This is a genomic window from Paenibacillus sp. FSL R5-0490, from assembly GCF_001956215.1.
In the GTDB taxonomy this organism is placed as follows: Bacteria; Bacillota; Bacilli; order Bacillales; family Cytobacillaceae; genus Cytobacillus.
Window position 1 is genome coordinate 162,991 of the sequence record NZ_MRTQ01000002.1, and the last position, 12,447, is coordinate 175,437.

11 protein-coding genes are annotated in these 12,447 nt (G+C 41.5%); 4 read left to right on the top strand and 7 right to left on the bottom strand.

The genetic code is table 11. The features are described from left to right. Window positions 1–11: 11 nt before the first annotated feature. Together BK139_RS02685 and BK139_RS02690 are read right to left on the bottom strand one after the other, a co-directional pair. A complete protein-coding gene (locus BK139_RS02685; protein WP_076256509.1) occupies window positions 12–2,090 on the bottom strand; it encodes a transglycosylase domain-containing protein in 2,079 nt (692 codons plus the stop codon). A gap of 264 nt (window positions 2,091–2,354) precedes the next feature. After that, window positions 2,355–4,592, bottom strand: coding sequence for a DEAD/DEAH box helicase (locus BK139_RS02690; RefSeq protein WP_076256511.1), 2,238 nt, complete (start codon window positions 4,590–4,592; stop codon window positions 2,355–2,357). A 175-nt stretch (window positions 4,593–4,767) separates the two neighbouring features. Here BK139_RS02690 and BK139_RS23815 point away from each other — a divergent pair, with 175 nt between their 5' ends. Beyond that, a complete protein-coding gene (locus tag BK139_RS23815; protein ID WP_175609047.1) occupies window positions 4,768–4,941 on the top strand; it encodes a hypothetical protein in 174 nt (57 codons plus the stop codon). A 7-nt stretch (window positions 4,942–4,948) separates the two neighbouring features. Here BK139_RS23815 and BK139_RS02695 read toward each other — a convergent pair whose 3' ends face one another. From BK139_RS02695 to BK139_RS02710, 4 genes are all read right to left on the bottom strand, one after another. Continuing rightward, a complete protein-coding gene (locus BK139_RS02695) occupies window positions 4,949–6,211 on the bottom strand; it encodes a glycoside hydrolase family 18 protein (RefSeq protein WP_076256513.1) in 1,263 nt (420 codons plus the stop codon). A gap of 220 nt (window positions 6,212–6,431) precedes the next feature. After that, window positions 6,432–7,118 (bottom strand): hypothetical protein, encoded by a 687-nt coding sequence (locus tag BK139_RS02700; protein ID WP_076256517.1) that lies wholly within the window; start codon window positions 7,116–7,118, stop codon window positions 6,432–6,434. Window positions 7,119–7,265: 147 nt separating this feature from the next. Continuing rightward, complete coding sequence (locus BK139_RS02705) at window positions 7,266–7,844, bottom strand: TerD family protein (protein WP_076256519.1); 579 nt, start codon at window positions 7,842–7,844, stop codon at window positions 7,266–7,268. 111 nt (window positions 7,845–7,955) lie between these two features. Next, window positions 7,956–8,537: a TerD family protein gene (locus tag BK139_RS02710; RefSeq protein WP_076256521.1), complete on the bottom strand. Its 582-nt coding sequence runs from the start codon at window positions 8,535–8,537 to the stop codon at window positions 7,956–7,958. A gap of 243 nt (window positions 8,538–8,780) precedes the next feature. Here BK139_RS02710 and BK139_RS02715 point away from each other — a divergent pair, with 243 nt between their 5' ends. Both BK139_RS02715 and BK139_RS02720 read left to right on the top strand, forming a co-directional pair. Next, complete coding sequence (locus BK139_RS02715) at window positions 8,781–9,704, top strand: 3'-5' exonuclease (protein ID WP_076256523.1); 924 nt, start codon at window positions 8,781–8,783, stop codon at window positions 9,702–9,704. 114 nt (window positions 9,705–9,818) lie between these two features. After that, window positions 9,819–10,721 carry an aldo/keto reductase gene (locus BK139_RS02720; RefSeq protein ID WP_076256525.1) on the top strand — a complete coding sequence of 301 codons (903 nt, stop codon included), beginning with the start codon at window positions 9,819–9,821 and terminating at the stop codon, window positions 10,719–10,721. 46 nt (window positions 10,722–10,767) lie between these two features. On the opposite strand, the gene BK139_RS02725 is transcribed toward BK139_RS02720, so the two are convergent. After that, window positions 10,768–11,256 (bottom strand): hypothetical protein, encoded by a 489-nt coding sequence (locus BK139_RS02725; protein WP_076256527.1) that lies wholly within the window; start codon window positions 11,254–11,256, stop codon window positions 10,768–10,770. Window positions 11,257–11,533: 277 nt separating this feature from the next. Here BK139_RS02725 and BK139_RS02730 point away from each other — a divergent pair, with 277 nt between their 5' ends. Then, window positions 11,534–12,433, top strand: a complete 900-nt coding sequence (locus BK139_RS02730; RefSeq protein ID WP_076256529.1) for a hypothetical protein — start codon at window positions 11,534–11,536, stop codon at window positions 12,431–12,433. Window positions 12,434–12,447: the final 14 nt, after the last annotated feature.

The window sequence follows — 12,447 nt, forward strand, 5'->3', positions numbered from 1 at the left end:
TTAACGCTTATTCAATTGCTGAATTGATCCCATTTGTCCTTCAGGAATCTGCCGAAATCCTCAACCTCCTGCTTTCCTTCTCTCAATTTTTCCTTCCAGATTGGAAGATCCTCTCTCAGTTTGCCTTCGAATTTTTCAGCCTGTTCTTTAATGGTTTGACCAATTTCTTCTGTTAATTCCTTTTTCTCGAGCTTTTCATTTACCGATTTAGTAGCAAATTCGCCTTCCTGCATGTGTGGCAGGCTTGACTCCATTATCGATCTGAAAACAGGGACTGCTGTCTCGGAACTGCTTTTTGACAGATAATGTTCCCTGTCAGTCTGATCATACCCGAGCCAGACAGCGCCAACCAAATTCGGTGTGTAGCCTACAAACCATTGATCCTTTGTTCCGTTAATGTCTTTATATGGGAGCTGTGTAGAACCCGTTTTTCCGGCGATTTGAACTCCTTCTATCTTCGTAGCGCTCCCTGTGCCGGTTTCAACTACATTTAAAAGCATGGAAGTCATCTGGTTAGATACGGTTTTCGTCGTAACTTTAACTGTTTTTTTGTCACGCTCCGCAATGATGCTTCCGGTCGGGCCCACGATTTTCGTAATTAGATGGGCATCGTGGCGCTTGCCGCCATTAGGGAAAGCCGCATATGCTTCGGCCAGCTTTAAAGGTGAAATTCCCTTCCTCATCCCGCCTAAGGCAATACCGAGATATTCATCTTCTTTTTCGAGCGGGATGCCGAACCGCTCCAGAGCATCCAGTCCTTTATCCAGTCCTATTTCATTAAGCAGCCATACGGCTGGGACATTGATCGAGTCTTCCACAGCTTTATACATGGACACTTCGCCTGCGTATTGTCCTGAAGCGTTAGCCGGTGTGTAATCTCCGTATGTTACGGGTTCATCCTTCAGCATCGATGTTGGTGAGTATCCCTCTTCAAGTGCAGGTGTGTAAACGGCTAAAGGCTTAAGTGTTGATCCTGGCTGAGCTTTGATGTGTGTGGCTCTGTTGAATCCTCTGAAAACATGTTCCCCTCTGCCGCCGACCAGCCCTCTGACGCCCCCTGTCGCGGGATCAAGAAGGACAGCACCGCTCTGAACGATTTCTCCATTCATGCCAGCCGGGAAAATTGAGTCCTTTTGATAAACATTTTCCAGGCTTGATTGCAGATTTTGATCCATTTCTGTGTAGATTTTATACCCTCTGGTAAATATCTCTTCCTGTGTTAATCCGTACGTATTAATTGCTTCATCAAGGACGGCATCAACATAGTAAGGGTATTTCCTTTCCTTCTTGCTTCGGGTTCCTTCCTGTAAGTGAATCTTTTCATTTACAGCGTTCTCATACTCTTCTGCTGAAATCATCTTGTGCTCCTTCATCTTACCAAGGACAATATTCCTTCTTTTGATTGCACGTTCGTAATGATTGTATGGATCGAGAGCAGAAGGCGATTGAAGCAAGCCTGCAAGCAATGCACTTTCGCTGATGCTCAATTGCTTTGGTGTTTTGCTGAAATACTTATTGGATGCCTGTTCGATTCCCCATGAGCCGCTTCCGAAGTAAACCTGATTTAAATACATTTGCAGGATTTCATCTTTTTTATAATTTTTTTCGATTTCAACTGCCAGGAACAGTTCTTCAGCTTTTCTCTTGTAAGTCTGTTCAGGTGAAAGTAAAGCATTTTTGGCGAGCTGCTGGGTAATGGTACTTCCTCCGCCGGTTATGCCTCCTGCAAATAAGTTGCCAAAGAAGGCTCTGGCAATCCCTTTTATATCAAAGCCGTTATGCTTATAAAAGCGTTCATCTTCAATCGCGATAACGGCATTGCCCACATGTTCAGGCAATTCTTCAATATTTGTTCCCTCTGCTCTGTTTTCCGCAAGACTAGCAGCAGTATCACCGTCTTTATCGTAAATAACAGTTGACTGCCTTAATCCCTCTTTTAAAGTCTCTACATTAGCTGTAGCTGCCAGAAACGCAAAAAAGAGAATGGTTAAAAGTAATATAGTTAGTGATAGAAGCAGCAGAATTTGTGTCAGGTGCTTTTTACGCCAAAATCCTGCAAAAGCTTCTTTGAATCGCTGAAATTTTTCCATGGTGACTCCTTCTTTATTTCTTTAAGTTTCCTTATTATTTCCCCTTATTATATATTAAACGAACAAACTGTATAAAAAGTTTCATGTTCAAAAATAGGGACTGTCCATAAAAAGCTTGTTTTCTTTTTGAAATAATGCTATATTGATTAAGCGATGAGCTAATTGCATAAGACGACAGACACGCTCGTTTGAGCAATGCACTATGTGGAGTGCAGTCGTGTCGCCGCAATACGTAGAAAAAGACGCCTCTCTGGGGCGTCTTTTTTATTTGATTAAAGTTGTAAGATATGAGCCTGCTGCAGCTGATTGGAGCCGGGCTGCTACATAGGGCGGCAAGGCGTTCTTATGGGTCTCCGCCGGCATGCCAAGCCACAAAATATGTCTGTCAATTAAGAGGAACGGGAACGGGAGGCATATTGCCGATATCTCATCAGGAGAAATGAAAGGGACAGCATGCTCTGCAAGCAAGATCAGCTTCGTTTTTGGTGGCCTTTTGGAAAGTGCCTGCCCCCACTCTTTTCCCAATCCCTCTCCATTTGGCAGCGAAATAATAATTTCCTTCTTCGCTTTAGAAATATCCTCAAACACTTTCTCCAATTTTTTTGCATGCATCCATTGAAGGCGCGGATGCTGATTTTTAATCCACCTGCCAATTTGATCAGGATGAATGGCCTGTCCATTGTGCGCTTGATGATCTGCCAGCTTCCGCCATGTTTTATTTCGGAATACTTTGCTTTGAATAAATTGCATATCGCAAATTTGAATGAACTTCCCCTTGGTTCTTGTTATGGCAACATTCAAAAGCCTTTCGCTATCTTTCCCAATCAGCAGCATTCCAGCTCTGTCATGGGGAGCGGCATCGGCAGAGTCAAAAATCATGACATCCCGTTCACTTCCCTGAAAACGGTGAACAGTCGCAGCAATAATATCAGAGGAAGTTCTTTCTTCTTCATATATTTCGCAGAGAAGCTGTTCCATTAATAATGCCTGTGCGCGGTAAGGAGTAACATATCCTATCGACCGGCTTCCTCCTATGTAAGCTTCATGTATCAGCTGAAATCCAAGCGATAGATTCCAAAGATTGATTCTTGAATTTGAGCTGCCATCTTTAATGCCATATTCACCTGATCCATTGGTATTGATCAGGATTGACGCATTGCCGGGAAAAGGTGTGCAGGCTGCAATAGGCGCTCTGGCGGCCAATACATCGGGGTGGTCACCTACGAGTGAATGATAAATATGTTTATTGGAAAAAGCGGAAATGTCCGGGTGCATACGGCGCTGTTCTTTTAACAGAAATAGGTGCGGATGCAAGTGTCCATCCTTGACTGCATCAGACACGCCTGAGTGGTGAAAGATATCCTCTCTCAGCCATTTTTCCGACAGCTTATGTTTTGAGGCAGCAATAGGCGGAAGCTGTTTAAAATCCCCGCAGACGATTACCCTTTTTCCAAGCGAAGCTGCAAAGGCAGCCTGTGGAACATAAGCCATGCTGGCTTCATCGATGATGACCAAATCAAAATTTTTCTCATAAATTGCCGGGTCACTTGCTGCTTTTGCAAGTGTTGTTCCAATAATAGAAGCGTTTTTTACAAACTCTATTTCTTTTTGCCTGATTTTTTCAATTACTCCGGACAGCTTCTTTTCAATTTCAATTAGCTGATCGGAATCTCTTTGGCTGAACGATCGTGATAAATCCTGTTTAAGCAGGCGTCGGTCCTCCATTAGAGCCGCTTTTTGCTCGGAGAGATTAGAGTGCTGCTTGTTTAAAAGAAACTCGGCTGTCAATGAAGGATGATTGATCAATGCCGGACCGATTTGTGACCCGTAACGAAGCAGATCACCATCAGCAATTGTTCTTTTGCCTGATGCAAAGGCTGAAATCTCTGCCATTAGGACATCTATTGCTTGATTGGAATGGGCCAGAATGAGAACATTTTGCCCTTTAAAATATTTATTGGCGGCCACACGTGCTAGTGTGTAGGTTTTTCCCGTGCCTGGCGGTCCCCAGACATATGTGACTGGATTATATTTGGAACGCAATATAAGTTCATGGGTACTGCTCTTTACTTTATCAGCAGGGTGCATGGGAGACATGGAAGGATCCATCAATTTTTTTATTCTGGCCCTCTTTCTTTTGCTGTCTTTTATGTCCTCTAAGCGCTGAAAAAGCTGATCCAATAGTTCCCATGGGTCATGAAGCAAATAGGCCTCCGATAAATCGCTGCCAATATCCTCTTTTAATGCCAAAATGACATTATTTCCTTCCGCAGAAAGGATTCTTCCTTCCACCCTCTTACTTCCCCAGTCTATTTTTATGGAAGATCCAGTTGGAATTTTAATGGCTGAAGGGGTATCGAAAAAATACGTATAGGCATCTGATTTTGAAAGAATCCGCCCATTTAGAATTAACCAGCGGGAGCTTCCGTATTTTTTTAAGTGTAAGATCTCAGCCTGGATGGCTTTTTGCCAATCCCTTATAAGCACAAGTGTTGATGTCATTTTTTATCGTCCTTTGTTCACTAAGATAGTCAATTAAACTAATATATCATTTACCTGCCAATACGCAAAAGAAAAGATGAAAACTGAAAGATTGCTGATATCTCAGGTTAATTCTCCCGAAGTATGAGATAATGTATAAATAACACTTAATTGAATTAACGAAAGAGGGATCAGTGTGAAGCGCAGAAATAAATTTGAACAAAATGATGTTGTGATTCTGGTTGATACAGGAGAAAAAGTGACAATCAACAAAACTTGCTATGTGGCTAAAATGAAGAAATACACGTATACAATTAAAGAAAATCCGAAAATGTTTTATTTCGAAGAAGAAATGAAGGAAATACTTTAAGAATTGACTATAGAATAGTAAAATTTTTATCCGCAAAGGCCCAGTTCTGCGGAAAACGCAAGCTCAATTGCCAGTATGTCATCCCTAACAGATTATACTGGTCAATTAACTTATATTTTTCAGTAATGCTGCGGATATCTTCAAACCAGACCACATGCTCTTCTGCTCCATTCCAGTATTTGAACCATGGGGATGCTGCATACCCATCAAATTGAATAATCGCTCCTCTCTGTAATGCTAAATTTTGAATGGCTTGCATGGATAATGAGCGGGTTCGATTATCCGCTGTTCTCCAGTCATAGCCATATAACGGCAAGGCGATTTGCAGTTTTTTCGGATCAATCTGGGTGGTTGAATATTTAATAACCTCCTCGACCCACCATAGTGGAGCGACGGGATTGGGAGGACCTGTGGGATAACCGTAATCCATGGTCATGACTGCAACAATATCTGCTTCCTCTCCAATGGCTTTATAATCATATGCCCCTATTATCCGGTTTGCTGGGATATCTTCAGTCTTAGCATGTACATTAACATGAAGAACTTTAGGCCCTAAGGCGTTTTTTAATTCTTTAATGAATGAATTGAAATCCTGGCGCCTTTGCGGCGGGATAAACTCAAAATCCAGACTGATGCCTCCATACCCTTTTTGGCTGACAAAATTCATCAGGCTTAAGATTAAGTTCCTTCTATAAACTGGCCATTCAAGTACCCCTCCAATTAATTCAGCATTAAAATCCCCTTCTGCAAGGTTTCGGATCATAAGTAGCGAAATGACATTCAAACGCTTGCTTTCTGCCAATATGGCTGTATCGTCAAGCTCTATATAGGCATACCCTTCCTTTGTCAGCGAGTAGGAGGAAATGGCAATGTAGGTTAAATGCCTTGCAGTTTCCCTGAAAGCGGGCAACAATGTTTCAGGAGAATACGGGACTATGAAACCTAACGTACTCATAACTAGTTTACGTGCTGATGGGATGTTTAATTTCTGGCCGATATAGAGCCTACCCGGGATGATCCCCGGATTTGCTGACAAAATGGCACTAATTGATGTCTGGAAACGCTGGGAAATGGTCCATAGTGTGTCTCCCTGCTTTACTGTATAAGCTCTGATAACAGGTCCATCTTCCGGAATATATAGAGCTAAACCAGGGATAATGCCAGGTCCATTTTCAAGCCCATTTGCCGTTATTATGCTCATGATCGGAATATTAAACTTTTGTGAAATGCTCCAAAGACTATCGCCTGCCTGAACGATGTGAATTCCCATAAAGCACCTCTTTTCACTTGCTTTTAAGTTAGTTTATGGGTGTGGCAAGCCTGAATAGTACAATAAGGCATTATTAGAGCGCTTTCTATAATACTGGAGATTGTTTCGGTGCTGCTGAATGATTGGACGGGGTGTTTTTGATGCTTGCAAAGCGCATTACTCTCAAAAAAACAAGTGGCTGCAAGAATTCTTGATAGCCACTTGTTGATGCTTCTATATATTACAGATAATCTGCTTCATGCCCGCCCAATGAATCCATATGGCTTGCAATCATAGCAATGATCGTGCTTGCCTCTTCTTTACTGAAGATAAAGTGATCTTCATCCTTGATCATTTCCTCGTCATCTGTCCATATGCGATTAACCCTGCGCAGGACGCCATCACCTGTTTCCTGGACCACTCCAAACTGATAGGATACCTCCACTTCATCTTCCTTGAAAAAGGCGGTCACTTCAGGAGTTTCCCACTCTACATCTACTTCTTCAAAGATATCTCCTTCGCCGCCGAAGTCATATTCATCGGCGATAATATAATCTTCGTCTTCTGCTGCATAAATTTCTTCATTATCTTCAAAGTGGAATTCATCATCATCTGCCCCATTCATGTAGTCATGAAGGCTTTCGTGGACGGTATCGATGATGTCTTCAATATCAAAAAGCATTGTTTTAGATGTATGGCCAAGTTCGAAGTCAAAGTCTTCTACATAGAATTCTTCATTATGCGGATCAAAGAAAAGTGTGCAAAAGTACTCTCGGTCATTATCACCGGTTTCAATGAAAAATTCCATTCTGGGATGCTTGGCACCCCGGTCAACCGACATATGGCCAATCTGATCATATTTGCTGCAAATGGATTCAAGATGGTCCTGCAATTCACCGCTTACCCTGTCAAACCATTCTAGTGACATACTGCATCCCTTCCTCTCAAGGTTTTTCTCAAACCTATTGTTCCCACTTGCCATTTTTTCAAGTATGGGATAATTAGCCAAAAGGATTGGCCGCGTGATGTCACAAAAAAAGGCACCCAATACAAGTCGGGTGCCTGAATATAAAAATTAAACCTGCAGTCCGTAGTTACGGCAAAGGGCTGCCAAACCACCTGAGAATCCGCTGCCAATGGCATTGAATTTCCAGTCGTTTCCATGACGGTATAACTCACAGAAAACTACGGCTGTTTCGATCGAAAAATCTTCTCCAAGATCAAAGCGAAGCAGCTCCTGATTATTGGATTCATCCACTAATCTTACGAATGCATTGGAAACCTGGCCGAAATTCTGCTGCCTTAATTCTGCATCATGAATCGTAACCGTTATGCCAATGCGATGTACGTGTGAAGGTATTTTTGTAAAATCAACAACAAGCTGCTCATCATCACCGTCCCCTTCACCTGTCCGGTTGTCTCCAGTGTGAATAACTGCACCGCTTGGATGCTGAAGATTATTGTAGAAAATAAAATCATGATCATTTGCACATTTACTGTTTTCATCAGCCAGAAATGCAGATGCGTCAAGGTCAAAATCATGTCCGCCGCTATATCTGTTTGTGTCCCAGCCCAGGCCGATTATGGCTTTAGTCAGACCGGGATTCGTTTTAGTCAGATCAATTCTTTGACCTTTTGATAATTGAATACCCAAGATAATCACTCCTTCATAACACAAATCCGTTCTTCACGACAGATCACCTGAAATATTTCCAAAAGAGAAAGCCAGGTAAAGCGCTGCTGCTCTGCCTGGCAAAAATAGAACTTACCCTACCTGCAAACCGAAGTCGGTTGCAATGCGCGCAAGTCCGCCCTGGTAGCCTGAACCGACAGCAGAGAATTTCCATTCTCCATTGTGACGGTATAATTCACCTACAACAATGGCAGTTTCAATAGAGAAATCTTCGCCCAGATCGTAGCGGATTAATTCTTCATTTGTTTCTTCATTGACGATTCGTACAAATGCATTGGAAACCTGACCAAAGTTTTGGCCGCGCCCTTCGCCATCATGAATGGTAATAACGAAAGAAATCTTCTCAATGGTGGCAGGAACAGCGCTAAGATTAACTTTGACTTGCTCGTCATCGCCATCTCCCTCACCTGTTCTGTTATCTCCTGTATGTACAACTGAGCCATTGCCGCCTTCAAGCTGGTTGTAGAAAATAAAATCTTTATCTGATGCACATTTGCCATTGGCATCTAATAAGAAAACACTGGCATCAAGGTCAAAATCCAAGCCGCCATCATATTTATTCGTATCCCAGCCAAGTCCCACTATTACATTAGACAATCCGGGATTTGTTTTTGTTAAATCAATTTTTTGTCCTTTCGATAAAGAAATACCCACGTTCATCCATCCTTTCAGAGTTCAAAAAATTTTTAACAGCATCGCTGAAATACGCAGCTGTCAACTATGTACACCTTTAGTGTAAACGTTTCAAAAGAAATCGTAAACCGATTTGCTATTGAGCCGGGAAAAAAGTTCTATAATATCTCAACTGTTTGATGGATAATTCTGTTCCTTCCTTTTTTACACGTTATTCTTTATAATATCTTGTTGGGCAGCTGGGTACAGAAAGGATGATCGCGCATGGCTGAGCTAAAGCAGCTGATTTTCTTTGATTTTGAAATGCTATGCAGCAAAAGTGGCATGCTGTTTGAAGATATGGAGGCCATTCGTCTTGGTGCGGTAAAAGTGGATGTTGAATCAGGCAAGGTAACTGGATTTGACAGGTTCATCCGTCCGCAGCAGAACTCACCATTAAGTACTTTCTGCAAAGAATTGACTGGGATATCTGACTCTGATATAGAGAAAGCGGATGACTTTCCTCAAGTGTTTAAGGATTTTCTCTTTTGGGTCGGCGGAGTTAAAAAAGCCAGATTCTTCTCCTGGTCGTCCAGTGATATCCTAAGACTGAAAGCTGATGCATTGAGGCATAATCTTCCCCAGGCTACAATTGAAAAAATCACTAAAAGATATATTGATTTTCAGGCTGTTTTTACAAAAAGAGTTTCCCGTACGGCAGCATCTGTTGAAAATGCTTTGTCCTTCTATGAACTTTCTTTTATCGGCGAACCCCATCATCCCATGTATGACTCTTATAATACACTGCGGATATATCAGTCATTTGAAGAGCATTTGGTAAAGACCGATCTAATTATGGTGCAGCAATTTATCTTTCAGGAAGCTGAACTCCCTCCTGTTGAAAGAATCAGTCAGGAAATAAAGTATGTATTTCAAAAAGACCTCGTGGAATTCTACTTCAATTTGAATGATGCCTTTCGTATGAAAGATGCCTGGAAATTAATTAAAAAAACAAAAAAGCTTGTTGAGAAATATGAGAATATCCTGCTGAGCCGTTCAGGCATTTTTGATGAAGAACTGATTTCCGGTGTTGAAGAATTAATCACGTTTTATCAGGAACTTCAATCAGCTTACAAAGAGCATTGTTCTTATACATCCAAAATTATGATTCTGCATGAACAAATGCCGCTGCAGAAAATATGCGTTTAACACAGAGGTGACATGACAGTTGCCTCTTTTTCATGTGTTTTTGCAGTCGTTTAGCTTGGTATTCTTAAGATTTTCAGAGATAATAACTATACTAATAATGGGGAGATGATACGTTTGGATAGAATGCAGATGGCAGAAGATCTGTCGTTTTCAAGAATCGTCCATGGACTTTGGAGACTGGCTGACTGGAAATTCTCAGATGAAGAGTTAAATACCTTAATAGAACAGTGTCTTGAGCTTGGCATAACGACATTTGATCACGCTGATATTTATGGAAGCTATACATGTGAAAGCCTGTTTGGAAGGGCTCTGGGGAAAAAGCCGGGGCTTCGTGAAAGAATGGAAATTGTTACGAAATGCGGGATTGTCCTCGAGTCACCAAACCGGCCTGAGCATAAAACACATCATTACAATACTGGAAAAAAACATATTATTGCTTCTGTTGAGAAATCATTGCAAAATCTGAACACAGATTACATAGATACCCTTCTCATTCATCGTCCTGATCCATTTATGGATCCTGAAGAAGTTGCTGATGCATTTTCAGCATTAAAATCCGCCGGCAAGGTTAGGCATTTTGGGGTTTCGAATTTTAAAAGCCATCAGTTCACGATGCTTCAGTCATACCTTGATATGGACCTGATTACCAATCAAATTGAGCTGTCTGCCTATCACCTGGAGAATTTTGAGGATGGCACATTAGATCTGTGCATGGAAAAAAGAATTGCTCCGATGGCCTGGTCCCCCTTGGCCCGCGGGAAAATCTTCAGCGGTACAGATGAAAAATCGGGGCGCCTTAGAACTGCATTACTTAAAGTCGCAGAAGAAATCGGGGCAGATGATATTGATGAGGTTTTATTTGCATGGCTTTTAAATCATCCTGCCAGAATCATGCCAATCGCCGGTTCCGGCAAGATCGAAAGAATTGAACGTGCTGTCCGTGCATTATCTTATAAACTTAACCGGGATCAGTGGTTTGAGATTTATCAAACTTCACTGGGACATGATGTTCCTTAATATAAAAACAGCCCAAGTTATTAAATGGGCTGTTTTCTTTTACATATTATTGGAAAACGCTTTTGAAAGCAGGAGGAGATAGTTCCATCTCTTCAAAAACTTTCGTCATGGAATTGATATATTCCTCTTTGAATGGCTCTGCCTCAGCCATATCTTCAGATCCTGCTTTTACAAGCTCGGCTTTCTTAGCATAGTATTGAGACAGGCTATCAACTGCAGCTTCAATATCCTTGGTATAATCTTTTAATTCCTCTGGTACAGACACGGCTTTCGCATCCTTATCGAATGCTGCAGCAGCTTCAGCCGGATCCTGACCTTCAGCAGTTAAGCTGGCATCTGTGTTGCGGATTACTTTTGTCACTTCTCCCTGATAGTTCAGCAGAGCTGAGCGTATTTCTTTGGATTCATCAGCAGACTCTGCCGTTTCAGCTGCCGCCTCTTCCTTTTCTTCCCCTTTAGAAGCTTCTTCGTTTGAGCATGCTCCCAGCATTAGTGTCAGTGCAGCTGCTGAAAGCAAGAAAGATAATTTCTTCATCCTTTTGTCCTCTCCTTCTTTTTGTTCAGAGGTAGTGTTGGCTGACTCCCTATGTAGTCAGATTGATGACATTCCTGCCAATTAACTGACAATTAATAATTTACCTATTTTTTGAATTTTTTGCAACATTTTTATTGCGATTTTCGAAATTTTTTATAAATAGATTTAGTAAGTATGCTTAACATAAAAATGTTTAGGCTTTTATAGGACAGTGCCCATCCCTCACAAAAAGATCTGGCATAGGCTATAAAAAAGGTAAAAACTGAGGAGTGTTCCTATGGCACAAAAGGATGTTAACCCTAAGCTCTATATAAGCCAATCAGACACTGTTTCCAATCAGGGTACTTACCGTCTCAACTTTCTCCAGGAAGTAATAAAAGAGCAGCAGACTGTTAATACCCGCTTGTCTGAGACTTATGAAGATATGAAGATACAACTTGAGGATTCGTTTATTGATATGACGAAGCTTGTTAAAAGTGCTGCCGGCAAACAAAGTAATCATATTGGGCATTTGACAGCTAAGATTGAAAAGCAGGATGCTTTTTTGGCGGGTTTTCTGGAAATGATGCTTGAGCGTGAAAAAGAGAATAATTTATTGAATAAAAGGCTGGCTGTCCTGGAGGGAATGAATAAGGAGATTCTGGAGACTCTTGAAAATGAAGAACCGGTAAACCAGAAAATACTTGAACAAGTATCCTGTCAGGAAGCGGCAACACAGGCGCTTTCCCGTAAATTTGATAAATTCGAGGCATTTTCTGAAGAGGCCGTAACAAATTTTAAAGCACAGGAAGAAATGAAAGCAGAAATAAGCAAAAAGCTTGATGTCCAGGAAGTATTCCATAATACAGTAATGGAGCGTTTAGATCAGCAGTTCTCGTCATTTTCGGAGGAAGCTGAGAAAAAGTTTAAGACGCAGGAGCAATTGAAAGAAGAATTAAGCAATAAGCTTCGTGAACAGGAACTGGCCAGCAAGTCGATAATGGAACGTTTACATCGCCAGGAGGCGATCACTGAAAAGATCAGCAGGCAATTGGATCATTTAAAGTCAATCGTTTATGAGCGTGCCTCCCACCTTACTGAACGCTTCGAAAAAAGCATAAAACAGCTGGCAAAACCAGTCCACAGTTTTTTTGTCAGTCAGGAGGAAAAAGCAAAGGAAAGCAGGAATAAAGAGTAAAAGAAAGAAGGCAC

Excerpts from the sequence above, each read along its gene's own strand:
- BK139_RS02685 (WP_076256509.1), bottom strand. The coding sequence starts at position 2,090 with ATGGAAAAATTTCAGCGATTCAAAGAAGCTTTTGCAGGATTTTGGCGT.
- BK139_RS02690 (WP_076256511.1), bottom strand. The coding sequence starts at position 4,592 with ATGACATCAACACTTGTGCTTATAAGGGATTGGCAAAAAGCCATCCAG.
- BK139_RS02695 (WP_076256513.1), bottom strand. The coding sequence starts at position 6,211 with ATGGGAATTCACATCGTTCAGGCAGGCGATAGTCTTTGGAGCATTTCA.
- BK139_RS02700 (WP_076256517.1), bottom strand. The coding sequence starts at position 7,118 with ATGTCACTAGAATGGTTTGACAGGGTAAGCGGTGAATTGCAGGACCAT.
- BK139_RS02715 (WP_076256523.1), top strand. The coding sequence starts at position 8,781 with ATGGCTGAGCTAAAGCAGCTGATTTTCTTTGATTTTGAAATGCTATGC.
- BK139_RS02725 (WP_076256527.1), bottom strand. The coding sequence starts at position 11,256 with ATGAAGAAATTATCTTTCTTGCTTTCAGCAGCTGCACTGACACTAATG.
- BK139_RS02730 (WP_076256529.1), top strand. The coding sequence starts at position 11,534 with ATGGCACAAAAGGATGTTAACCCTAAGCTCTATATAAGCCAATCAGAC.